This is a genomic window from Actinophytocola sp. (genome assembly GCF_009379765.1).
Lineage (GTDB): Bacteria > Actinomycetota > Actinomycetes > Mycobacteriales > Pseudonocardiaceae > Actinophytocola.
In genome coordinates this window covers 23,274-46,070 of record NZ_WHTD01000029.1, presented here as the reverse complement: position 1 = coordinate 46,070, position 22,797 = coordinate 23,274, and the positions used below count along the sequence as shown (strand labels likewise).

At 70.8% G+C, this 22,797-nt stretch carries 21 protein-coding genes and 1 pseudogene; 7 read left to right on the top strand and 15 right to left on the bottom strand.

Features of this window, described 5'->3' with window-relative positions:
- Positions 1–2: 2 nt before the first annotated feature.
- The 3 genes from GEV28_RS11760 to GEV28_RS11750 form a co-directional block, all read right to left on the bottom strand.
- Complete coding sequence (locus GEV28_RS11760; protein WP_291411625.1) at positions 3–1,514, bottom strand: glycosyltransferase 87 family protein; 1,512 nt, start codon at positions 1,512–1,514, stop codon at positions 3–5.
- A 225-nt stretch (positions 1,515–1,739) separates the two neighbouring features.
- Positions 1,740–4,592: a transglycosylase domain-containing protein gene (locus tag GEV28_RS11755; RefSeq protein WP_291411590.1), complete on the bottom strand. Its 2,853-nt coding sequence runs from the start codon at positions 4,590–4,592 to the stop codon at positions 1,740–1,742.
- A gap of 71 nt (positions 4,593–4,663) precedes the next feature.
- Positions 4,664–5,068: a DUF5318 domain-containing protein gene (locus tag GEV28_RS11750; protein WP_291411623.1), complete on the bottom strand. Its 405-nt coding sequence runs from the start codon at positions 5,066–5,068 to the stop codon at positions 4,664–4,666.
- 247 nt (positions 5,069–5,315) lie between these two features.
- Between GEV28_RS11750 and GEV28_RS11745 the strand changes: the two genes are divergently transcribed.
- On the top strand, positions 5,316–5,885 hold the full coding sequence (locus GEV28_RS11745; protein ID WP_291411589.1) for a PadR family transcriptional regulator: 570 nt from the start codon (positions 5,316–5,318) through the stop codon (positions 5,883–5,885).
- Between the two features lie 98 nt (positions 5,886–5,983).
- Complete coding sequence (locus GEV28_RS11740; protein ID WP_291411586.1) at positions 5,984–7,075, top strand: inositol-3-phosphate synthase; 1,092 nt, start codon at positions 5,984–5,986, stop codon at positions 7,073–7,075.
- Here GEV28_RS11740 and GEV28_RS11735 read toward each other — a convergent pair.
- Complete coding sequence (locus GEV28_RS11735; RefSeq protein ID WP_291411584.1) at positions 7,072–7,452, bottom strand: helix-turn-helix domain-containing protein; 381 nt, start codon at positions 7,450–7,452, stop codon at positions 7,072–7,074. The genes GEV28_RS11740 and GEV28_RS11735 overlap by 4 nt on opposite strands.
- A 110-nt stretch (positions 7,453–7,562) precedes the next feature.
- On the opposite strand from GEV28_RS11735, the gene GEV28_RS11730 reads away from it, so the two are divergent.
- The 5 genes and pseudogenes from GEV28_RS11730 (at position 7,563) to GEV28_RS11710 (ending at position 11,920) form a co-directional block, all read left to right on the top strand.
- A complete protein-coding gene (locus GEV28_RS11730) occupies positions 7,563–8,204 on the top strand; it encodes an LUD domain-containing protein (protein WP_291411582.1) in 642 nt (213 codons plus the stop codon).
- A gap of 45 nt (positions 8,205–8,249) precedes the next feature.
- Positions 8,250–8,801, top strand: a complete 552-nt coding sequence (locus GEV28_RS11725) for a sigma-70 family RNA polymerase sigma factor (RefSeq protein ID WP_291411579.1) — start codon at positions 8,250–8,252, stop codon at positions 8,799–8,801.
- Positions 8,801–9,505 carry a hypothetical protein gene (locus GEV28_RS11720; RefSeq protein ID WP_291411577.1) on the top strand — a complete coding sequence of 235 codons (705 nt, stop codon included), beginning with the start codon at positions 8,801–8,803 and terminating at the stop codon, positions 9,503–9,505. Before GEV28_RS11725 ends, GEV28_RS11720 begins: the two co-directional genes overlap by 1 nt.
- 13 nt (positions 9,506–9,518) lie before the next feature.
- Positions 9,519–11,172, top strand: a pseudogene (locus GEV28_RS11715) (PhoX family phosphatase).
- Positions 11,173–11,239: 67 nt separating this feature from the next.
- Complete coding sequence (locus GEV28_RS11710) at positions 11,240–11,920, top strand: SDR family oxidoreductase (RefSeq protein WP_291411575.1); 681 nt, start codon at positions 11,240–11,242, stop codon at positions 11,918–11,920.
- Between the two features lie 146 nt (positions 11,921–12,066).
- On the opposite strand, the gene GEV28_RS11705 is transcribed toward GEV28_RS11710, so the two are convergent.
- The 11 genes from GEV28_RS11705 to GEV28_RS11655 all read right to left on the bottom strand — a co-directional run bounded on the left by GEV28_RS11705 (position 12,067) and on the right by GEV28_RS11655 (position 22,690).
- Positions 12,067–13,389 (bottom strand): amidohydrolase, encoded by a 1,323-nt coding sequence (locus GEV28_RS11705; protein ID WP_291411573.1) that lies wholly within the window; start codon positions 13,387–13,389, stop codon positions 12,067–12,069.
- Positions 13,390–13,411: 22 nt separating this feature from the next.
- Positions 13,412–14,485 (bottom strand): nitric oxide synthase oxygenase, encoded by a 1,074-nt coding sequence (locus GEV28_RS11700; protein WP_291411571.1) that lies wholly within the window; start codon positions 14,483–14,485, stop codon positions 13,412–13,414.
- A gap of 32 nt (positions 14,486–14,517) precedes the next feature.
- The gene (locus tag GEV28_RS11695) at positions 14,518–16,038 is read right to left on the bottom strand and encodes a PH domain-containing protein (protein WP_291411569.1); all 1,521 of its coding nucleotides are present in this window, start codon (positions 16,036–16,038) and stop codon (positions 14,518–14,520) included.
- A complete protein-coding gene (locus GEV28_RS11690) occupies positions 16,035–16,523 on the bottom strand; it encodes a PH domain-containing protein (protein ID WP_291411567.1) in 489 nt (162 codons plus the stop codon). Before GEV28_RS11690 ends, GEV28_RS11695 begins: the two co-directional genes overlap by 4 nt.
- Positions 16,516–17,127 (bottom strand): TetR/AcrR family transcriptional regulator, encoded by a 612-nt coding sequence (locus GEV28_RS11685; protein WP_291411565.1) that lies wholly within the window; start codon positions 17,125–17,127, stop codon positions 16,516–16,518. Before GEV28_RS11685 ends, GEV28_RS11690 begins: the two co-directional genes overlap by 8 nt.
- Positions 17,128–17,175: 48 nt before the next feature.
- Complete coding sequence (trmB, locus tag GEV28_RS11680) at positions 17,176–17,808, bottom strand: tRNA (guanosine(46)-N7)-methyltransferase TrmB (RefSeq protein ID WP_291411621.1); 633 nt, start codon at positions 17,806–17,808, stop codon at positions 17,176–17,178.
- Between the two features lie 73 nt (positions 17,809–17,881).
- The gene (locus GEV28_RS11675; protein WP_291411563.1) at positions 17,882–18,475 is read right to left on the bottom strand and encodes a hypothetical protein; all 594 of its coding nucleotides are present in this window, start codon (positions 18,473–18,475) and stop codon (positions 17,882–17,884) included.
- A gap of 428 nt (positions 18,476–18,903) precedes the next feature.
- Complete coding sequence (locus GEV28_RS11670; RefSeq protein WP_291411561.1) at positions 18,904–19,665, bottom strand: ABC transporter permease; 762 nt, start codon at positions 19,663–19,665, stop codon at positions 18,904–18,906.
- A gap of 5 nt (positions 19,666–19,670) precedes the next feature.
- A complete protein-coding gene (locus GEV28_RS11665; RefSeq protein WP_291411559.1) occupies positions 19,671–20,630 on the bottom strand; it encodes an ABC transporter ATP-binding protein in 960 nt (319 codons plus the stop codon).
- Between the two features lie 242 nt (positions 20,631–20,872).
- Complete coding sequence (locus GEV28_RS11660; protein WP_291411557.1) at positions 20,873–21,529, bottom strand: response regulator transcription factor; 657 nt, start codon at positions 21,527–21,529, stop codon at positions 20,873–20,875.
- A gap of 18 nt (positions 21,530–21,547) precedes the next feature.
- Positions 21,548–22,690 carry a sensor histidine kinase gene (locus tag GEV28_RS11655; RefSeq protein WP_291411619.1) on the bottom strand — a complete coding sequence of 381 codons (1,143 nt, stop codon included), beginning with the start codon at positions 22,688–22,690 and terminating at the stop codon, positions 21,548–21,550.
- Positions 22,691–22,797 lie beyond the last annotated feature (107 nt).

The window sequence follows — 22,797 nt, the reverse complement described above, 5'->3', positions numbered from 1 at the left end:
GTTCAGCTCGGCGCGGCGACCGCTTGCTTCTCGACCCGGCGGGGGCCGACCCGCAGGATGAGCTTGTCCTTGGCGCCGTCGAGCACGCCGCCGCCCGGGTCGTCCACCGGGGCGTCGCCACCGCCGCGGCGGACCAGGTCGCGGGACGGGCGGTAGATCTCGTAGACCACCAGGACGCACAGGGCGATGACCGCGAGGTCCCGCAGCACGACGAAGGACAGGAACCAGTCGATCGGCAGGCCCTTCTTCTCGTCGCCGAGGTAGAACGCCATGCGCGGGGCCCACACCAGGGCGTCGACGGTCATCCAGGCCAGCAGGATCCGCCAGCGGGGTACGGCCAGCACCGCCAGCGGCACCAGCCACAGCGAGTACTGCGGGCTCCACACCTTGTTCGTCACCAGGAACGCGGCCACCACGAGGAACGACAGCTGCGCCAGCCTCGGCCGCACGGGGGCGTGCAACGCCACGAACGCGATCCCGGCGCAGCAGAGCAGGAACAGGGTCGCGCTCACGGCGTTGAGCCACACCGGGGTCTGGTCGAAACCGAGCGGACCGTCGAAGCCGGACCAGCCGCTGAACTGGCTCACCACGTTGTACAGCGAGTCCGGGTCCGCGCCGCGCAGGTTGTTGCGGTGGAAGAACTCCCACCATCCGCGCGGGTAAACGATCATGATCGGCGCGTTCACCACGGCCCAGGCGAGGATCGCGGCCAGCGTGCAGCGCGCCCAGTCGCGGGTCTTCCCCGCGCGCAGGCACAAGATCAGCAACGGGCCCAGCAGGAACAGCGGGTAGAGCTTCGCCGCGCCACCCAGGCCGAGCAGGACGCCGGCGAGCACCGGCTTCTTCCGTGCCCAGGCGAGCAGGCCGGTGGCCGCGAAGGCGGTCGCGAGCGTGTCGAAGTTCGTGAACGCGTGCACCATCAACAGTGGCGACGCCGCGATCAGGGCGGCGTCCCACGGGCGCAGCCGCGCGGTTCTCGTCACCGCCCAGATCGTCACCAGCCAGGCCAGCGCGAGCCAGAAGGCGGAGATGTCGAAGAAGATCGTGACCGGTAGACCGGTCGGTAGCCAGCCGGCGTCGGCGATCGCCGTCCAGCCGTCGGTGAGCTTCGCGTTGACCCACTGGAAGAGCCCGGTGAGCACCGGGTACTCCATGTACCGGACGTGCGCGGTCGGCTTGCCCTCGTCGTCGACCCAGCTGGTCTTGTACGGGAAGCCGCCCTCGTTCAGCCGCTCCGCCGAGTACAGCGGGATGATGTCCGAGTAGCACATCGCGGCGAACGGCCGGTTCGACCGCCAGTCGAGCTCCAGCTGCTTCTGGTCCTCGTTGTAGTACTGCTGGACGCACGCCGCCTTGCCGAACCAGCCGATGGCCAGGCCGATCACCGCGAGCAGGAGAGCGACGCGCAGCGGCGTCCAGAACCAGTGCCGGCCGACCGCCGCGTGCGTGCCGAGTGGTCCGCCGACGGGCGCGCTCGCGGCGCTCGCGAGCGGCTCGGTCCAGGTGGGCACCACACGCTGTTCGGGGGTGAGCGTCGCGGTGTCGCTGACCTCGCCGACCCCTGCCGAACGGCCGACGACCCCGCCGTCGCGCCCATGTGCGCGCTCACCGGCGGGGTCGTCGTTCAGGTCGCTCAGGTCGTCGCCGCGATCGCCGTGATCGCGGGGAGACTCCGTTTCGCCTGGCACGCGGGCGATGCTACGGGGCGCCCTACGCCGTCTGGCGAGCTACCTCAGCCGTCAGGGAGCATCTCCCCCGTTGACTCCCGGGAAGGGTGGGAAGGGGTTGGTCTCGTCGCTCGTCGTCGGGTCGGTCTCACTCGGGTCGGGCGGGTCGGTGGTCCCGGTGTCGGGCTTGTCGGTCGTCGTCTGGCCGCCGCCGTTCCCGCCGCCGCCGTTGCCGCGCCCGCGGCCCCGGTTCTGGTCCCGGTTGCCGTCGGGCTTGTCGTCGGACTGCTTCGTCTGGGTCTCCGCGTCGTGGAAGTCCTCGCCGATCGGGTCGAACCGGCCGAACGTCTCCACCGGCTTGCCCTTGAGGTAGCTGTCCATGAACTTCATCCAGATCTGCCCCGGCAACCCGGAGCCGTACACGATCCGGCCTTCGGAATTCTTCAGCGGCATCTGCTTCTTCTTCTCCTCGGCACCCATCGACACCGCCGTGGAGATCTGCGGCGTGTAGCCGACCATCCACGCCTTCGCGTTGTCCTCGGTCAGGCCGAGCTGGTGGGTGCCGGTCTTGCCGGCGCACTCGCGGTCGTCGGCGCACTCCAGGTGGGAGTAGTCGACCACGGGCTCGAGCGACTCGGTGACGTTGCGGGCGATCTTGTGGTTGTTCTGCCCGTCGTCGGGGTCGAACGCCGGCTTCGAGGTGTCGGGCGCCTGCCAGTAGGTCTTGCCGTCCGGCCAGACGACCGACGAGACCATGTGCGACTCGTGGTAGGTGCCGCCGTTGGCGAACGTCGAGTACGCCGAGGCCATCTCCAGCGTGGACACGCGGGTGTCGCCACCGCCGATCGCGATGTTGCCGTCCGGCGCGGCGTCCGGGCCTTTCTTGGGGCCGTTCAGGTCGGACTCGATGCCGGCGGCCTTCGCGGCGGCGGCTACCCGGTTGGTGCCGACGGTGTTGACCGCGATGTCGTAGAACACGGTGTTGATCGACCGCTTCATCGCCTCCGCGACCGTGCACTCCTTGCCGCAGGACGCGCCACCGGAGTTGCGCACCTCGGACTCGCGGCCCTCGAACCGGCGGCCGGAGGTTCCGTCGTAGCGCTCCGTGAGCCCCTTGCCCTCCTGCAGCAACGCGACCAGGTCGAACGGCTTGAACGAGGAGCCGGGCTCCTGGGGCTGGGCGGCCCAGTCGATGCCGATCCCGTTCTCACCGCCGTAGTAGGCGACGACCGAGCCGTCCTTCGGGTTGACCGCCACCAGCGCGGGCAGGATGTTCTTGGGCTGGCCCGCCATCACGTCACGCACGGCCTTCTCGGCCATCGTCTGGGCCTTCGGGTCGATGGTGGTCCGGATGACCAGGCCCTTCTCGTGGAGCTCCTCCCGGGAGATCCCGGCCTCCCGCTCGACCTCGTCGAAGACCGCTGTCTGGATGTGTGCGCGCGGGCCCGTCAGCGCCTTCGGCCGCGCCTTGTCCAGCGGCTGCATCTTCGGGAACGGCTCGGCCTTGCGCTTGTCCGCCGGGAACCAGCCGTGGTTGACCATCTGGTCCATGACGTAGTTCCAGCGCTGCTCCAGGTAGGCCTGTTCCTCGTACCGGCCCGGGTTCTGGATCATGCCGGCGAGCAGGGCGGCCTCGGAGGCGCTGACGTCCTTCAGGTCCTTGTTGTAGTAGGCCTTGGCGGCGGCGGAGATGCCGTAGGCGCTGCGACCGAAGTAGATGGTGTTCAGGTAGGCCGTGATGATGTCTTCTTTGTTGTACGTGTTGTTCATCTTGTAGGCCTGGACGACTTCCAGCGCCTTACGGGTGACGGTCTTCTCCTCGTTGCCCGTAGCCTTCTTGATGTACTGCTGGGTGATGGTCGAGCCACCGCCCTCGCCACCGGTGACCTGGTTCCACCCGGCACGCATCACACCCGTGATGTCGAAGCCCGGGTTGGTCATGAACTCGGCGTCCTCGGCCGCGAACACCGCGTGCAGCACGGTCTCGGGGATGTCCTTGTACTTGACCATGGTGCGGTTCTGGCCGTTGTCGGGCGCGACCTTGGCCATCTCGGACTTGTCCGCGTACTGCAGGACGACGCTCTGGCCTTGCTGGTCCTTGATCGACTCCGGGGAGGGCACCTCGACCATCTGGTACGCGACGAAGAAGGCGATCATCGGACCGATGATCATCAGCGCGATGAACACGTAGGCCGTGCGGCGGACCCGGCGCCAGATCTTCTTGCGGCGCTTGAGGCGCTGCTCGTCGGTGAGCGGACCGTCCTCGTCCTCGTCGGTGAGCACCCGCTCGCGGTCGAGCTCCCGCTCGTCGTAGGGGTCCTCGTCGTAGTCGAGCTCGCGGTGGGTCAGCAGCTCCGGCTCGGGACCGGTGCGACCACCATGCACCGGGGGCAGCATCTCGGTGGGGCCGTCCGGGATGTCACCGGGGCGGCCAGGGCCGCCGAGACCAGCAGGGCCGCCGGGTCGTGGCGGGCCCGCGGGCCCGGGACGCACCATGCGGGTGGGCGGGCCGGCCGGCGGGCGGGCGCCGTTCATACCATTGGGACCACCCGGGCGCTGCGGACCGGGTGGCGGCTCCTCGCTCGGCCACGCCGGGCCGGCGGCCGGGCGTGGCGCCGACCGGGGGGACGGCGGGCCGCCGCGGTGCGAGCCGTTGGCGTCACGGTCGGGCAGCTGGTGGGACGCGCGGCCGTTGGACCCGTTGGACCCGTTGGACCCGGTCGGTCGGGGGTGGTGTGCCCCGTGACCGTTGGACCCGTTGGACCGGCCCGCGGGCCGGTCGTCATGGTCGTCCTCCCACAACGGGCTCCAGAACCCGGTGCGCTCCTGCGGCTGCTCGCGCTTGGCGTGCGTGTCGTGGTCGTCGCCGGTGGGCCACGCCGGCGACTGGCTGGCACGTCGCCGGTGGCTGCTGTGGTCGTTCACTTACGGGCCTCCCAGAGCGGCGCGGTAAGCGGGGCGCGCCGTGCGGTGGTCATCCGCGGCCGACCGATCGCTCACTCGGCCGCTGTCCTTCTGCGTGGCTTTCGGGTGTCGAGTCCACGCGTTCCCAGGACGTATGACTGCACCAGGTGGTTCCACCCACAGGTGCGGCACACCTCCACTACATACACGGTGAACTCCTCGAAGAGGTTCGCCATCCTGGCGAGTTCCTCCGGTGCCCTCGCCGATCCCGAGGCGTGCTTGAGCTCGTCACCATAGACCCAGGACACCCTGGTCAGGGGTTCTTTACGGCAGACGGGACAGGTCACGTCGCTCGGTGCGCCGTGGAACTTCGCGGCTCGCAGCAGGTAAGGGTTCGCGTCGCACACCTCCATGGTGCCGACGCGGCCAGCGTGAACCTCCGCGAGCAGCGCCTTGCGCTGCAGCGCGTAGTCAACCACCTGCCGCTGTGTTCGCACGACCCACAGCGTACGCGGCACCGTTATCACGTCGAGACGCTGATTGGCATACGGCACGCGGGCGTTCAGGCACTCTGCGTCGCTCCCGTGATCTGACCAGCGATCATGCCGATTCCGGTGCCGGATTCGCGGCGGGTCGCGGATCGGAGTCGTGATCAACACCACGTCCGCCTTTCGTTACCCCACTCTGATGTATCGGCGCGATATAGTGAACGAGTAGGTCAGCAAGGACGGAGAAAGGGCGCCTGTGCTCGAGTTCGCGATCCTCGGGCTGTTGCACGAGGTCCCGATGCACGGCTACGAGCTGCGCAAACGGCTGAGCGACATGCTCGGCACGTTGCGGGCGTTCTCCTACGGCTCGCTGTACCCGACACTGCGTCGGCTGCTCAAGGCGGGACTGATCGTCGAGGAGACCCCGCCTCCCAGCGTCGACGAGCGCGGGGCCAGGAGCTGGGGAAAGCGGGCCAAGCGGGTCTACAAGCTCTCCGCGGAGGGCAAGGAGCGGTTCGCCGAGATGCTCGCCGACGCCGGGCCACAGGCCTACGACGACGACGGTTTCGGTGTTCACATGGCGTTCTTCTCCCGCACGCCGGCCGAGGTCAGGATGCGCATCCTGGAAGGCCGCAGGCGGCGGGTCGAGGAGCGGCGCGAGGGGCTGCGCTCCTCGATGGCACGGGCGGGTGAGCAGATCGACCGCTACACCCGCGAGCTGCACCGGCTCGGGCTCGAGCACAGCGAACGGGAGGTTCGCTGGCTCAACGAGCTGATCGCGAGTGAACAGAGGGAACAGAAGGAACGGCAGGACGGCAGCCCTTAGGAATCGACCAGGGCGCCGGCAGGTCAGCGCGGATCTGCGACTCGGCACTTCCGCGGCACACGAGCGGCCGCGGACACACAGGGAGAAGGAGAACCGGCATGGGCGAACAGCGCCGCAGTGTCCGGGTAGCCATCATCGGCGTCGGCAACTGCGCGGCGTCGCTGGTGCAGGGCGTGCACTACTACCGCGACGCCGACCCGACCTCTCGCGTTCCCGGCCTGATGCACGTCCAGTTCGGCGGGTACCACGTGCGGGACGTCGAGTTCGTCGCCGCGTTCGACGTGGACGCCAAGAAGGTCGGCCGCGACCTGTCCGAGGCGATCGTCGCGAGCGAGAACAACACGATCAAGATCTGCGACGTCCCGCCGCTCGGCGTGACCGTGCAGCGGGGGCACACGTTCGACGGGCTCGGCGAGTTCTACCGCGACATCATCACCGAGTCCGACGAGTCGCCGGCCGATGTCGTGGCGGCACTGCGTGAGTCCGAGGCCGACGTGCTGGTGTCCTACCTGCCGGTCGGATCCGAGGACGCGGACCGGTTCTACGCCCAGTGCGCGATCGACGCGGGGGTGGCGTTCGTCAACGCGCTCCCGGTGTTCATCGCGTCCGACCCGGAGTGGGCGGCCAAGTTCACCGAGGCGGGCGTGCCGATCGTGGGCGACGACATCAAGTCCCAGGTGGGCGCCACGATCACGCACCGGGTGCTCGCCAAGCTCTTCGAGGACCGAGGGGTCGAGCTGCTGCGCACCTACCAGCTCAACTTCGGCGGCAACATGGACTTCATGAACATGCTGGAGCGCAAGCGGCTCCAGTCCAAGAAGATCTCCAAGACGCAGTCGGTCACCTCGCAGATCCCGCACGAGATGGCGAAGGCCGATGTCCACATCGGACCCTCGGACCACGTGCCGTGGCTGGACGACCGCAAGTGGGCCTACGTGCGGCTGGAGGGCAAGGCGTTCGGCGACGTGCCACTGAGCCTGGAGTACAAGCTCGAGGTGTGGGACTCGCCCAACTCCGCCGGTGTGATCATCGACGCGGTGCGTGCCGCCAAGATCGCGCTGGACCGGGGCATCGGCGGGCCCATCCTGTCCGCGTCCTCCTACTTCATGAAGTCGCCGCCGGAGCAGTACTCCGACTCCGAGGCCTACGACGCGGTGGAGAAGTTCATCGCGGGCGAGCTGGAGCGTTAGGAGCTCTGCTGGTCGGTGAGGCGCGCGTCGTACTCGGCACGCGCCTCGCCTATGTCGTCGGCGTGCTCGACGGCCCAGCCCATGAGGTCGCAGACGGTGTCGAGCAGGGTGAGGCCGAGCTCGGTGAGCCGGTAGTCGACCCGGGGTGGCACCACCGGGTGGACCGTGCGGTGCACGAGCCCGTCCCGTTCCAGGGTGCGCAGCGTCGCGGTGAGCATGCGCTGGCTGATGCCCTCGATCTCGCGCTTGAGCTCGGTGAACCGCATGGTGGTGGCGCCGAGCGAGTGGATCACCGCGATCGACCACTTGTCGCCGACCCGGTCGAGGATCTGTCGCGCGAAACACAGTCTCGCCGACTCCGCGTTCTGTACCTGCACGGTTACCTCCGCCTCACCGAGGGAGACCGAAGTGCCTCCTGTCGCGTCCTTCCATAGTTCCTCATGATGGGGTCAGTTACCAATCAGAACCACCATCGAAGGGGACACAGGTGACAGCCGAGACCGTGATCGAGCCAATTCCGGTCGACGAGTCGTTCGCCGTGCCGGCGACCGGCGAGCAGCTGAGCCGGGCGGCGAAGGGGTTGGCCGAACGCGGCTACACCGCCCATGTCGTCGATACCGTCGCGGACGCCCGCGCGCTCGTGCGCGACCTCCTCCCGCGGGACAAGGCGGTGTTCACCGCGGCCAGCGAGACGCTGCGGATCTCCGGCATCCAGGCCGACATCGACGAGTCGGGTGAGTTCCGGTCGATGCGGACCGAGCTCTCCGACGTCGACCCCACCGACATCCGGGCGCAGATCAGCATGGGCGCCTCGCCCGACGTCATCGTCGGCAGCGTGCACGCGGTCACCGAGGACGGCGTGCTCGTGGCCGTGTCCGCCAGCGGCAGCCAGCTCGGCCCGTACGCGGCCGGCGCGGAGCGGGCAGTGTGGGTGGTCGGCGCGCAGAAGGTCGTGCCGGACCTGGACACCGCGCTGCGCCGGGTGCGGGACTACAGCTACCCGCGTGAGCACGACCGCCACCGGGCCAAGGGCATGGCGTCGTTCATCGGCAAGCTGCTCATCATGGAGCGCGAGTTCCTGCCCGGCCGTGGCACGGTGGTCCTCGTCCGCGAGGAGATCGGCTTCTGAGCCAACCCGGCTAAACCCCGACGCCGTCGCGGGCGTCAAGGGAGCGTGGACACGGCGACCGACAGCGTTGACGAACCCCGCACCGACTCCGGTGCGGGGGTCGACGCAGCGTTCGACTCACTGTTCGACTCACTGTTCGACGAGACGTTCGAGACCATGAAGCGGCTGGCATATCTGCTGGGTGCGGACGACCCGGAGAACATCGCGCAGGAGTCGTTCGTCCGCCTGCACAGCCGATGGCAAACGCTTGCGAGCGGGGAGAAGGCGGCGGCGTACCTGCGCCGGACCGTGGTCAACCTGTCCCGGTCCCGGCTGCGCCACCTGCGGGTCGTGCGCCGAGCACCCGCCGAACGCCCGCGCGACGCGGCGTCGGCCGAGTCGCAGGTGCTGTCCGGGCAGGACCACCACCGGCTGCGCGAGGTGCTCGCCGGCCTGCCGCGGCGGCAGCGCCAGGTGCTCGTGCTGCGCTACTGGCTCGACCTCGACCAGAACGCGATCGCCGAGACCCTCGGCATCGCGGTCGGCACCGTGAAGGCCACCACCAGCCACGCACTCGCGAACCTGCGCAAGGCGTGGCCCGAGCGGGAGGAACGCTGATGCCCGAGCTCGAGGACAGGGTGCGGGGCGCGCTCGGCGGGCTGGCGGACGAGGTGCCGGGCAGCCAGAACGCCCGGGCCGAGCTGGACCGCCGGCTCGGTGCCGACCGTCGGGCCCGCCGCCGGCGGCCCGCGCTCGTCGCCGCGGCCGCGGCCGTCGTCGTCGCGGCGGTGGTCACCCCGGTGGCGCTGAACCAGAACGACCCCACGGCGGACCGCACCCGGCCGGCCACGTCCGGGAGCCCGCCGCCGTCGCTGCTGGAGCAGGTCGCCGGCCCGTTCGAGCTCGGCCGGTTCACCACGAGCGAAGGGCCGTGGCAGGCGGTCGGCTATCTCCAGGAGACCCGGTACTGCACCGTGGTGGTGCCCGACGGCGCTCCGCTCGACGGGGCCACGTTCACCTGTGAGCCGGTGCCCACCTGGCCGTCGGGTCCGGCGGACTCGCTGGTGCAGAGCCGGTCGCCGATCAACGGTGACGCCTCGCACGACACCGGGCCGCTCCCGAACCGGCTGGTGTTCCTCGCCGACCCGCGGGTGGCGACGCTGGCGGCGCGGCGCGGCGACGGCTCCGAGGTGGCCGTCTCCACCCTCGGCCGCACGGACCACGCGGTCGCGTTCCTCGCCGAGTTCGGTGGCTCTACGCAGGGGTTCGGCTACACGGCGCGGGACAAGAACGGCGCGATCGTGGAAGAAGCGATCACCTGAACCACGTGTTCGCCTGGGCGGCGTGTTCCGCTGCGGCGACGCTTGCTCGCACGACGTGCCGAACACGTCGGACAACCAGTACTTCGGCGACGTCGTCCAGGAGGTCGTCAACCGCCGCCCGATGCTCAAGGCCGGCGCGGGTGTCGCGACGGTCGGCGCCGGTACCGCCACGGCGACCAACGGCCACGGGCCCGACAACGGGCCCGACAATGGCAACGGGCACGGCAGCGGCCTGGACTTCGAGCCGGTCGCGCCGAACATCGAGGACCGGATCGTCCCGCCGCGCGGCTACGACCAAGACATCGCCCTTGGCGCGCGCGGTGGTCAGGTAGTGTGATCCGCTGGAGCGACCCGGTGGTGCCCGGCGCGCCGAGGTTCGACTTCGCGCACCAGACCGCCGCGGCGCACGGTCTCTCGGTGGTCGCGGTGGAGAAGGCCCGCCGCGGCGGGCTCGAGGTCAAGCTGGACAGGTACTACAACCGGCGGATCACGCTGACCACGCCGTTCGCGGTGACCGGCCCGGCCGCCGGCTCGAAGTACCTCAGAACCTCGGCCGACCCGACCGGCCGGCGGGTGCTCGGTACGCAGAACAACTGCGCGGGCGGGATCACCCCGTGGGGCACGATCCTGTCCGGCGAGGAGAACGTCAACCAGTACCTCGCCAACGCCGACCTGGTCGCCGACCCGCTGGGCCGGCTCAAGCACGAGGGCGCCAACGTCATCGTCGCCAAGGGCGGCCGGGTGGTCGCCTACATGGGTGACGACGAACGGTTCGAGTACCTGTACAAGTTCGTCTCCGCCGGCAAGGTCAAGAAAGGCGACAGCCGCTACGCCCGCGAGCACAACCAGACGCCGCTCGACTTCGGCACGCTGTACGTGGCCAAGTTCCGCGGCGACAGCCCGGCCTCGGAGATCGACGGCTCGGGCACCCTGCCCACCGACGGCGAGTTCGACGGCAGCGGCGAGTGGGTCCCGCTGGCCCGCAACGACAAGTCCTATGTGGACGGCTTCACGGCGGAGGAGGTCTACGTCTTCGCCCGGCAGGCCGCGGACGCCGTCGGGGCGACCAAGATGGACCGCCGGAGGATGTGGAACCGAGCCTCAGGTCGGGCCGGATGTACGCGGCGCTGACCAACAACACCGACCGTGGCAACCCCGGCAAGGAGGGCGCGACCGAGATCAACCCGAGGGTCACCAACCGGCACGGGCACGTGCTGGAGCTGGAGGAGGCGCGCAGGGACAACACGGCGACCCGGTTCTCCTGGCAGCTGCTGCTGGTCTGCGGTGACCCGAGCTCGCCGGACACGTACTTCGCCGGTTACGACAAGACGCAGGTCAGCCAGATCTCGTGCCCGGACAACGTCGCGTTCGACAGCGGGGGCAACCTGTGGATCTCGACCGACGGCAACGCGCTCGGCCAGAACGACAGCCTGTTCGCGGTGCCCGTCGAGGGCCGGGAACGCGGGCACGCCAAGCAGTTCCTCACCGTGCCGCACGGAGCGGAGACCTGCGGCCCGGTGGTGCGGGACGAGTTCGTGACGGTGTCGGTGCAGCACCCTGGCGAGCTGGACGGCGCGAGCGCGGACAACCCGATGTCGCACTGGCCGGACAGCGGGGACAGCCAGCCGCAGCCGTCGGTCGTGGCGGTGTACGAGAGACGTCGCTGACCGGAAGGGCCGCGCTCCACCGGGGCGCGGCCCTTCCGTACCGTTGCGGCTCCGTACTGTTGCGACCATGACCGACCGGCCGCTCGCCCTGATCACCGGCGCGTCCCGCGGCATCGGCGCCGCCGTCGCCACCGCGCTCGCCGACACCCACGACCTCCTGCTCGGCGGCCGCGACGAGGCCGCGCTCGAGGCCGTCGCGGCGTCCCTGCCGAACGCCCGCCCGTGGCCGGTCGAGCTCACCGACGCGGTCGCCCTGTCGGCGGCCGCCGCCGGCGTGGATCGCCTGGACGTGCTGGTGCATTCGGCGGGCATCGTCCGGCTCGGCGCGCTGGCGGACGTGCCGGCCGCCGACTGGCGCGACTCCTTCGAGGTCAACGTCGTCGCGGTGGCCGAGCTGACCCGGATGCTGCTGCCCGCACTGCGTGCCGCACCGGGTCACGTCGTGCTGGTCAACTCCGGTTCGGGCCTGCGCGCCAACCCGCGATGGGGTGCGTACGCGGCGAGCAAGTTCGCCCTCCGCGCCTACGGGGACGTGCTCCGCGCGGAGGAGCCGACCCTGCGGGTGACCTCCGTCCACCCCGGACGAACGGCGACCGACATGCAGCGCGCCGTGCGGACCTTCGAAGGCGGCGACTTCGAGGCGGACCGGTACATGGACCCGGCGTCGGTGGCGAAGATGATCGCCGCCGCCGTCGCCACCCCCGCGGACGCGCACGTGCACGAGATCGTGATCCGCCAACGCCCGTAGCGGGGTTGTCCACAGCTACGGCCGGCACTGCCCAAACCTGTCGGTACCGCTCCGTAGACTGAAAAGCGGGGGGCCCCGCGGGCCCGGACCTGTCCACAGCCTTGATCAACTCAGTCCGGAACTGTCGGTGCCCGGCGGTATCGTGGTCACCGGGGGCCGGAGGCCAGCCGCCGGGTCACCGCGCCCGCCGCCTCCTGCACCTTCTGCCGGTCCACAGTGGTCGGTTCGCGGTCGGCGATCACCTGGTCGCCCGCCACCCACACGTCCCGCACCAGCCGGGTGCCCGCCGCCCACACCAGGTTCGCCAGCAGGTGCTCGTCGCCCACGTCCAGGCCCGCGGAGAACGCCGGGTCGTCCACGCCCACGTGCACGATGTCCGCCCAGCGGCCGGCCTCCAGCGCGCCGATGTCGTCGCGACCCAGCGCGTCGGCACCACCGCGGGTGGCCAGCAGCAACGCATCCGCGGCCACCAGCACCGCGGAGTCCATTGCGGACAGTCGGGCGAACATGGCCGCCAGGCGCATCTCCTCCCACAGGTCGAGGTCGTCGTTGCTCGCCGGACCGTCCGTGCCCAGGCCGACCGCCACCCCCGCCGCCCGCATGGCCGTCACCCGCGCGATACCCGAGGCGAGCTTCGCGTTCGAACCGGGGCAGTGCGCCACCCCGACCCCGTTCGCCGCGAACACCGCGATGTCCTCATCGGACAGATGTACCGAGTGCGCGGCCAGCACCCGGCCGCCGTACAGGCCCACCTCACCCAGCATCCGCGGCACCGACCCGTACCGCTGACGCTGCACCGCGTCCTCCTCCGCCGACTCCGCGACGTGGACCAACACCAACGCGCCCCGCGCCCGCGCCGCCTCGCCGACCAGCGTCAGCGCCTCCGGCGGCAGTGTGTATGCCGAATGCGGCCCGTAACCGATCTCGATCCGGCCGTCCGGACCGGTGAACCGGCCGTCGACGTCGATGCGGGCGCTGATCTCGTCCAGCTGCGCGCGCCAGTTGTAGCCGGGGGTGTCCACGATCGCGGGCCCCAGGACCGCCCGCTGGCCGGTGGCCGACAGCGCACGCACCACGTGCTCGGTCTGGAAGTACTGCTCGACGCTGGTCGTGATGCCGCCGCGGAGCATCTCCACCGAGCCCAGCAGCATGCCCGCCTCGATGTCCGACGGCGTCAGCCGGGCTTCCGCCGGCCAGATGATCTCCCGCAGCCAACGCAGCAGCGGCAGGTCACCGCCCATCCCGCGCAGCACGGTCATCGGGCTGTGCGCGTGCATGTTGATCAGACCGGGCAGCAGGATCCCCGGCAGCGACCGGGTCGGCGCGTCGGTCGGCGGCGCGTCGGCTAGCGGGCCGCAGTGGCCGATCCGGCCGTCGGCGGCCACGTCGACGACGGCGTCCCGCAGGACCGAGCAGCTGGGGTCACAGGGCAACACGATCGGGGCATGCAGCCGAACCGGAGAACGCATGCGCGCGATCCTGCCAGGCGACTCAGCGCGACGACTCGTCCTCCCAGGGCGTGAACGCGGGCCGGTTCGGAGCGCCGTCGGCCGGCAGGAACCCGTCGACCGAGTGCTCGATGGTGACGCCTGCCGCGTCGAACGAGTGCACCACCGCACGGTTGAGCTCGACGACGGCCCGGTCCCGCCACAGCGTCCGCTCCGACGACACGTCCAGGCCCAGCCGCTCGGCGATGTGCCGGACCAGGCCGTATGCCCCGTCGTCGGCCAGGACGTCCTCGCCGATGGCCTGGCAGATGTACACGCCGTTGTACGGCGCGGCCGGGTAGGTGATGCCGCCGATGACCAGGCGCATGTTGCTGATCACCGGCACCGCGTGCCAGCGCAGCCCGAGGCCCACGAACCAGAGCAGCTCAGGATGCTCCAACGGCACCTCGCGCACCACGTCGCGCGGCAGCGGGAACAGCGATACGCCTTCGTGCGCGGTCTGCACCACCAGCGGCAGCTTGTCGAACGCGCTGCGCCCGGTGGGTGGCCGCCAGCCCAGCCGGCACACCGCGGTGGTGAAGTCGACGTAGCGCCGGTCGCCCAGCGTGCGGCCCTGCTCGGCGTAGCCCGCGTAGCGCACCAGCTGGTCGTTGCGGATCCGCGGGCCCGGCCGCCACGGCGTGTCCGGCGCGAACACGCTGACCATCGGCCGGACCCGGCCGCCGTTGGTCGCCGCGCGGAGGTGCTGCACGCACTGCGCGGCGACCTCGGCGCTGTCCCGGATCTCCCGCAGGTCGCGGACGAGCAGACCGCGCCACGGCACGTCGGCCGGGCACCATCCGCTGTCCCGCAGCGCGAGCCTGGCGCCGAATGCCAGCTCGGCGGGCTTGTGCCGGTAGGTGCCGGTGGCGGCGATCTCCGCGCGCACCTTGGCCAGGCGAGCCTCGACCTGGCCGGCCTTCGGGCGCGCGCGGTGGAACGCGTGCAGGAACTCCTCTGCGTCGGTGTAGGTGGACCGCTTGCGGGGCACGACGTGCCTCGGGTCGCCCGCCCCGGGTCGCCCGGCGGCGGCGAGAGGTCGGAAGGACGGAATGGCCTCGTCGCGCAGTGCGGTCACATCTGTGGGTATCGGCCCCGCTAGGGGCGCCCTCAATTACCTGGTCGTGTGGCGTGTGGTGGCTCGGCGTTACCCACGGTTGAGCGAAGTTCGGGCATTTCGCCCAGGTGCCGACTGATCAGGCCGGGTACGGCGTCGTCGGCGAGCGTGCCGGCGTCGTGAACCAGCACGTCGGGCGCCGGATAGCCGCCGCGGCCGGCCGCCGTGGTCGCCTTCACCGTCACCAGTCCGAGCCGCCGCTGCAGGACCGACTGCCGGAACGTCCACCCGATCACCGCGTCCCGCCGCAGCACGACGGTCGACCGGTTCACCCCGTGCCTGGTCACCAGGTGCGGGCCGACGAGCGCGTGCCCCAGCGCCCGGTACGCCAGCACGGCGAGCCCGACCGCGACCGGCAGCACCACCCAGAGCCACGGCAGGTCGACGACCACCCCGACCGCGCCGGCCGCGACGCCGACCAGAACGGCCCGGCCGAGCCTGCGCCGCAGCGCCGCCCTCGGGTGCGTGGTGAGCGGCGTGGCCAGCGGCCGTTCGTCACCCAGTACGGCGGAGGTGGCGCGGCGTGCGTCGGCGAGCGGCACCCGTGGCAGGATCGCGCTGCCGCCGGCCGAGGAGAGCCCGCCGGCGGACAGCCCGGTGGACACGACGGTGACGTCCGCGCCGCGCGCCCACCGCCAGGGCAGCGGCTCGCGGATCTCGACGCCGCGCAGCCGGGCCTCGTCCCGGTCGACCTGCCGGGTGCGCAGCAGCCCGTGGCTGGTCCGCAGCACGGTGCCGCTGGCCAGCCGGACCCTGCTCAGCCGGAACCCCCAGTACTGCCCGACGAACGCGACCCCGACACCGACGACGCCGACCACGCCCGCGGCCAGCACGGCGGCGGCGATGGTCCAGCCGAGCCCGAGCGCACTCCAGTCGGCGGTCCCGGCGGCGAGGGCGAGGAGATCGACGCCGACGGGCTTGCCGAGCCAGTACGCGCCCCAGGCCAGTCCGGCACCGGTGAGGAAGGCCCAGACGGTGAACGCGTTGTAGGGCACCCACTGCCACCGGAAGTGGGCGATCGCGGACCCGGTGGCGGCCGGGGCCGCCGGTTCTGGTGCGACGGCTCGGCCTGCGGGCAGCTCGGCCTGGAGGCGTTCCGCCGTCGCACGGGACACGGCGTCGAGGCGCAGCGGCGCGGTCTCGCCCGTCGCGGTGCGGTCGCCTGCCCGGATGGCCACCACCCGGAGCCCCGCCAGGCGGTGGCGCAGCTTCGCGGTCGTGTCGACGCTGCGGATCCGGTCCCGGCGGATCGACCGGTGGCCGCGCACCACCAGTCCCGTTCGGCACTCCACCCGTTCGTCGGTGATCCGGTACCTCGTCCTCGCCCAGCGCAGCAGGTCGGCCAGGGCCGCGCCGACGCCGGTCACCGCGATGATCGCGGCGGGCCACAGCACCGAGCCGTCCAGCGCGCCGCCGAACACCAGCGCGATCACCGCCATCGGGACCAGCGACACCAGCATGCGGCCGAGATCGACCCGGATCACCCGGGCGTCGAGCCGCTCCCAGCCGGTCATGTCGCGTCGCCCGGCGTCGCCTGGGTGATCTCCGCCAGCTCGCGCGCCACGGTCGCCGCCGTGCGGTGGTCCAGCCCGACGAGAGCGATCGGCCCGCGCGCCGACGCCGTCGTCACCGTGACTGTCGCGAGGCCCAGCGCCTGCTGCAGCGGTCCGCGCACCGTGTCCACCGTCTGCACCCGCGAGATCGGCGCGATCCGCCACTCCCGCACGACCCACCCGCTCCGCACGTACACCGCGTCCTCGGTGACCTCCCACCGGTGCACCGCGTACCGCCACGCGGGCGCCACCACGAGAAGCACGACACCCGACCCGACGACGACCACCAGCACGATGCCGAGCCCCGATCGCCACGGCGTGACCAGCAGGTACGCCAGGCCGAGAACCCCTCCAGCGACTACCGTTCCCGCCAACACACGCAGCGCCCACCAGCCGATCGCCCGCCGCTGCACCCGGTGCCGAGGCGGCCGTAACACCTCATCCACGTCTCCTCAGTCCCTCACGTCGCACCGCCCGTTCGAACGTCGAGGCCAGCTCGTCCGCGTACGCGGCGGCGTCCGTGTCGGCGCGCGAGTAGAGCTCCCGCGGCACCGCCTCGAGCGCCGCGTTCAGCGTCAGCGCCATCAGCCGCGGCGAGAACTCGCGGAACTCGCCGTGTTCCTGGCCATCCCGCAACATCCCGGCCAGCTGGCCGACCGCGTCGTCCTGCTCCACCGGCCCACCGTTCGCGGCGATCTCGCGCAGCGCGTACATCTCCGCCCGGTGTTCGGCGCAGTAGTGGACGAACCCGCCGATCACCGCACGCAGGGCCGCCAGGTAGCTCCCGGCCCCGGCCGCCCGCTCGCCGATCGCCCGGTCCATCGCCTCCTTGATGTCCGCGGCGACCTGTCCGATCAGCTCGTCCTTGCCCGCGAAGTGGTAGGAGATCAGTCCCGCGCTGATGCCCGCCCGCGCCGCGATCCGCGCGAACGAGGCCTTCGCGAAGCCGACCTCGGCGATCGTCTCGACGGCCGCGCGCACGATCTGCGCCCGGCGGGCCCGCTCGATGAACGAGCGTGGCTGGTCGTCCGACTCATTTTCTGGGCGCACAATCAGAATTCTAGGCAGATGTTCAGGAAAAGCGCAACAAAACGGACATCAGCGACGTTCGAAGATGAGGTCCCGGCTGATCCGCCCGGCCTCCTCGGCCCGGCTCTCGAACTTGGTCGACGGCCGCCACTCCGGCCGCGGGGACCAACCGTCGTGGACGTTGCGCAGCAGCGGCTCGGCCGAGAGCACCTCGAGCATCTGCTCGGCGTAGTTCTCCCAGTCCGTCGCCAGGTGGACCCGGCCGCCGGGCTCGAGCCGGGACGCGACGAGCGCCATGAACTCCGGCTGCACCAGCCGCCGCTTGTGATGCTTCTTCTTCGGCCACGGGTCGGGGTAGAAGATTCGCACGCCGTGCAGCGCGTCGGCCGCGACGTGCCGTTCCAGCAGCACCACCGCGTCGCCGCGCAGCAGCCGCAGGTTGTCGATGCCCATGGCCTCCGCGCGCATCATCAGCTGCGCCAGGCCCGGCTGGTAGACCTCGACGGCGAGGTGGTTCAGCTCGGGCGCGGCGTGCGCGAGCTGTGCCGTGGTCTCACCCATCCCCGAGCCGATCTCCAGCAGCACCGACGCCTCCCGGCCGAACCAGCCGGAGAGGTCCAGCGGTCCGGCCGGCAGCGACGCGACCTCCCGGCCGAGCGCCGGCCAGCGCCGATCCCAGGCTCGCGTCTGACCGACGGTCATCCGGCCGCCGCGGTTGACGAAGCTGACGACCGTGCGGCGGCCGGTGAGATCGGGCGTTTCCACCCGCGCGAGCCTAGGCGGGGGCCAGCGACTCCAGGTGGGCGAGGTTCGAGCGCAGGTCGGCGAGCCCTTTCACGGCCACCGGGTCCGGGGTGACGCGAGCATGCACACGGATCACGTCGATCCAGCCGGGATGCCGGTCGGTGAGCATGAGCGTGGTGGGCACACCGGGCTCGGCGAGCTTGCGCTCGGACGGCACGTACTCCCAGTAGCCCGAGTCGCCGTCGACCGACCAGGGTACGAACACCCAGCCCGGTCTGGCGGAGAGCAGCTTGGCCACCCGGTCCTCCACCGCGAAGCCCTCGGCGCGGGTCTCGAGGTTGCCGGCGGCGAGCGCGCGCAGCCACCACGGCGCGGGCGCGTGCGGGTCACTGCGGCGGATCGTCTGGTAAAGCGCCATCACCTGCTGCTCCGGTGCGCGGTGCAGCCACGAGCGGCGAGTGCCGGAGGGCGTGGTCGCGTCCTCGCCGCCCCATTGCTCGATGGCCTGGGACCACTCGAGACCGATCAGCGGCTCCACCCGAAGGGCGCCGGCCGTCAGCGGCGCCGGCCGTGGCGGTGGTGGCGGTGGCGGTGGTGACGCCGGGTCGGGTATCGACTGGGACATCGACGGTGGGTTGGACGAGCGTCGTTGCTCAACCGCCGGGGCGGCTTCGGGAAACGGGCCGGTGTCAACCACCGTCACAAGTCCACCTCCAAGGGCGCCCACGTTGTGTAGTTAGGCGCGATTCGGATTGTTCACCATCGATATGACCCTGTGAACAGGCACTCTGTCCGCTAGCTGTGGCCGAGGTCACAGGGACTTAACGTGGTCTTTACCGCGCCGTCTGGTGTAAAACACGTGGCCCCGGCCCACACCGATCATCGGACGCGGGCGTCCAGTCGTTACCGCTTCGCGACTTTTGGTGTGTTTCAAAGACAGCACAGAGCCCGGGCCACCCCCGAAAGGTGACCCGGGCTCTTCCCCCTGGCTACCGCGACCGCTCGGTCGCTTCCCTGTGTCGCGACGCGGGCGGTCCGCGGCGTCGGTCGGTCCTACGCGTCCCGCTTGTTGGCGCTGAACACCGCGATGGCGAGCAGCACGGCCGCCACACCGGCGAAGTAGGCCAGCGCCCACCACGGGCTCAGCGCCGCGTCCGACAGGGGCGGACCCTCGCCGATCGGCCGGTTGGTCACATCCGGGTCGCCGGTGAGGAACTTGTTGGCCACGTAGAACGGCATCCACTTCTGGATGTCGTCGCCGACGCTCGGGATCAGCGCGACCAGGCTTTCCACCAGCAGCACGTAGATCAGCGTCAGCGACACCGCGCCGGCGGAGTGCCGGACCAGGAGGCCGATCGCCACCGCGATAACCGCGGAGATCGCGTACACCAGCCCGACGCCGGCGGTCGCCCGCCACTCGAACGCGGTGTTGATGCCGAGGTCGGCACCGGAGCTGATCAGCTTGGAGATGGCCACCGAACCGAACGCCGCCAGCTCGCCGATCAGGCCGGCGAACAGCGCCACGACCGTGGTCTTGGCGAGCAGCGCGCCGGTCCGGTTCGGGATCGCCTGGAAGGTCGCCCGGATCGTGCCGAAGCGGTACTCGGTGGTGATCGCCAGCGTGGCCATCACCATGATCACCATCAGGCCGAAGTTCATGCCGAACTGGCTCGAGGCGATGGTGGACGGGTTGTCGGTGTCGACGCCGGCGATCAGCGCGGCGAAGCCGATGGTGACCGCGAGGGCGGCCAGCGTGCACCACAGCGGCGAGCGCGTGGTGAAGAGCTTGATTCGTTCGACTGCGAGCAGAGTCATCTGGTTCACTTCCCCGCGGGCATGAGGTCGGTGGCGGGTACGGCGGCCGGATCGGAGCCGTTCTCGATGGCGGCGTGGTACTCGACGGAGTCGCCGGTGAGCTGGATGAAGGCCTCCTCGAGCGAGCCGCGCTGCGGGCTCAGCTCGTGCAGCACGACACCCTTGGCGGCGGCGAGCTCACCGATGTCGGCACTGCCCATTCCGGACACCACAAGGCTCTCGCCCTCGTCCCGGACGGTGACGCCCTGCTGGCCCAGCGCGGAGCGCATGAGCGCGAGCTGCGGGCTGCGCACGAGCACGGTGTTCTCCGTGGCCTGCGCGACGAACTCCTCGGTGCTGCACTGCGAGATGAGCTTGCCGCGGCCGATCACCACGAGCTCCTGCGCGGTCAGCGCCATCTCCGAGAGCAGGTGGCTGGACACGAACACGGTCCGGCCCTCGTCGGCCAGCCGGTGCATGAACCGGCGGATCCAGAGGATGCCCTCCGGGTCCAGGCCGTTGACCGGCTCGTCGAACAGCAGCACCCGCGGGTCACCGAGCAGCGCGGCGGCGATGCCGAGCCGCTGGGACATGCCGAGCGAGAACCCGCCTGCGCGACGGTTCGCGACCCCGGTCAGGCCCACGGTCTCGAGCACCTCGTCGACCCGTTTGACGGAAAGCTTGTTGGACCTGGCCAGCCAGTGCAGGTGGGCGCGGGCGGAGCGGTTGGGGTGCATCCACTTGGCGTCCAGCAGCGCGCCGACGGTGCGCAGCGGCTCGTGCAGCTCCCGGTACCGCTTGCCGTCGATGCGGACGCCGCCGGCGGTCGGCGCGTCCAGGCCGAGGATCATCCGCATCGTGGTGGACTTGCCCGCGCCGTTGGGGCCGAGGAAGCCGGTGACCCGCCCGGCTTGGACGGTGAAGGACAGGTCGTCGACCGCCACTGTCTTCCCGTACCTCTTGCTGAGGCCTACTGCCTCAATCATGGTCTCTCCCTGTATGTCTGTGTTCCCTCGACGAAAATGATGGCGGTACAACGGGCTTTCGCACGTCCACCTGTGGTCGCCAGTTCAGGTCAGCTTCTGGGAGTAGCGTCCATCAACCAAAAGGGTGGCGGGATCGGTAACCACCCTGAGCTGACCCTGATTCGACGTCACCCTCAGGTAGGGGTCCCACCGGAGTTCGCGCGTACGGCCAGGAGTTTCGCGTACCGGAGCTGAGTGAACTCTCAGTGCTCGCCGGGCCGGACGAGGCCCGTCTCGTAGGCGAGCACGACCGCCTGCACCCGGTCCCGCAGGTCCAATTTGGACAAAACGCGCCCCACGTGTGTTTTCACCGTCGCCTCGGACAGGAAGAGCCGGCGCGCGATCTCGGTGTTGGACAAACCTTCCGAGATCAACAGGAGTACCTCGCGTTCCCGCTCGGTGAGCGCGTCCAGCACCGACGCGTCCCGCAGCTGGCCGCCCGCGGCGCCGAGGAACCTGTCCAGCAGCCGCCGGGTGACGCTCGGTGACACGACCGCGTCACCGCTGGCCACCGAGCGCAGCGCGGACACCAGCTGCACCGGCGGCGTGTCCTTGAGGAGGAACCCGCTCGCCCCGTTGCGCAGCGCCGAGAGCGCGTACTCGTCCAGGTCGAACGTGGTCATCACGAGCACCTTGGCGAAGCCCTGCGCGGTGATCAGCTTGGTGGCCTCGACCCCGTCGAGCACCGGCATCCGCACGTCCATCAGCACCACGTCGGGGCGCAGCTCGCCGGCGAGCTCGACGGCCACCTTGCCGTTGCCCGCCTCGCCGACGATCTCCATGTCCTCCTGCGCGCCGAGCACCATCCGGAACCCGACCCGCATGAGCTCCTGGTCGTCGACGAGCACCACCCTGATCACGTAGCTCAACGTAGCGCCTCACTCGGTCCCCAGTGGGAGCCTCGCGCGAACCTGCCAGCCACCGCCCGGCCGTGGCCCCGCGTCGAGCGAGCCACCGAAAACCAGCGCCCGCTCCCGCATGCCGATCAGCCCGTTGCCGCCGGACACCCCGACGAGCGAGCGCACGGTCTGCCGGCCGTCGTCGGAGATGTCCAGGTCCACCCGGTCGCCGGTGCGCTCCACCCGCACCACCGCCTTCGTGCCGGGGCCGGCGTGCTTGATCGAGTTCGTCAGCGCCTCCTGCACGATCCGGTAGATCCCGAGGCCCACGCCGGCCGGCAGGTCGTCGACGTCGCCCACGATCTCCAGCCGCACCGGCAGCCCCACCGCGCGCACCCGCTCGGCGAGCTCGGACAGCGACTGGGTGCCCGGCTGCGGGGTGAGCTCGCCGCCCGCGTCCTCGCTGCGCAGCACGCCGAGCAGCCGGCGCAGCTCGGTCAGTGCCTCGCGCCCGGTCGAGGAGATCGTCTTGACCGCCCGCTCCGCCAGCTCCGGCTGGGAGCGCACGGCGTAGGCGGCGCCGTCGGCCTGCACCACGATCACGCTCACCGCGTGCGCCACGACGTCGTGCAGCTCGCGGGCGATCCGGGCACGCTCGGCGGCCACCGCGATCCGCGCCTGGTGATCCCGCTCGACTTCCAGCAGGGCGAGGCGTTGCTCCACCTCCGCCTGGTAGGCGCGGCGGGCGCCGACGAACTCGCCGACGGCCCAGCTCAGCGCGAGCATCAGCGCGACGACGGTGAGCGTCACGGCCCCCTGCTGCACGGACTCGAACTGCAGCGGGATCTGGATGCCGCTGATCGCCGCGTTGGCGAGCACGTAGAGCAGGGCGGGCTTGCGGCCCACGTACGCGACCAGCGTGTACAGCATGATGCAGGCCGAGAGCAGGCTCGCCGCGCCGAGCTCGAGCGCCGAATGGGGGATGCCGACGAGCATCGTGGTGTACGCGGCCAGGATCGGGTACTTGCGGCGGAAGACCAGCGGCACGACCACGCCGAGGATGATCGGTACCGACACGTACCAGGGCGTGGCCGCGGTGGCGGGGTCCATCTGGGCCCGGCTCACGAAGGCCACCAGGTCGAGGAACGCGAGCAGGCCGGCGAGCAGGCTGTCCCCGACCATGGGGTGTGCCTTCATCCACAGGCTGAACCGACGCACGAACGAAGCGTAGGCAGCCGAGCCCTTGATCGGCGTCAGGCGCAGGTCGCACGGGCACTACGCCGCAGGGT

Coding starts and splice junctions, on each gene's coding strand:
- GEV28_RS11675 (WP_291411563.1), bottom strand. CDS start 18,475: ATGTCCCAGTCGATACCCGACCCGGCGTCACCACCGCCACCGCCACCA.
- GEV28_RS11705 (WP_291411573.1), bottom strand. CDS start 13,389: ATGCGTTCTCCGGTTCGGCTGCATGCCCCGATCGTGTTGCCCTGTGAC.
- GEV28_RS11655 (WP_291411619.1), bottom strand. CDS start 22,690: ATGGTCGGGGACAGCCTGCTCGCCGGCCTGCTCGCGTTCCTCGACCTG.
- GEV28_RS11740 (WP_291411586.1), top strand. CDS start 5,984: ATGGGCGAACAGCGCCGCAGTGTCCGGGTAGCCATCATCGGCGTCGGC.
- GEV28_RS11720 (WP_291411577.1), top strand. CDS start 8,801: ATGCCCGAGCTCGAGGACAGGGTGCGGGGCGCGCTCGGCGGGCTGGCG.
- GEV28_RS11670 (WP_291411561.1), bottom strand. CDS start 19,665: ATGACTCTGCTCGCAGTCGAACGAATCAAGCTCTTCACCACGCGCTCG.
- GEV28_RS11665 (WP_291411559.1), bottom strand. CDS start 20,630: ATGATTGAGGCAGTAGGCCTCAGCAAGAGGTACGGGAAGACAGTGGCG.
- GEV28_RS11710 (WP_291411575.1), top strand. CDS start 11,240: ATGACCGACCGGCCGCTCGCCCTGATCACCGGCGCGTCCCGCGGCATC.
- GEV28_RS11695 (WP_291411569.1), bottom strand. CDS start 16,038: ATGACCGGCTGGGAGCGGCTCGACGCCCGGGTGATCCGGGTCGATCTC.
- trmB (WP_291411621.1), bottom strand. CDS start 17,808: ATGACCGTCGGTCAGACGCGAGCCTGGGATCGGCGCTGGCCGGCGCTC.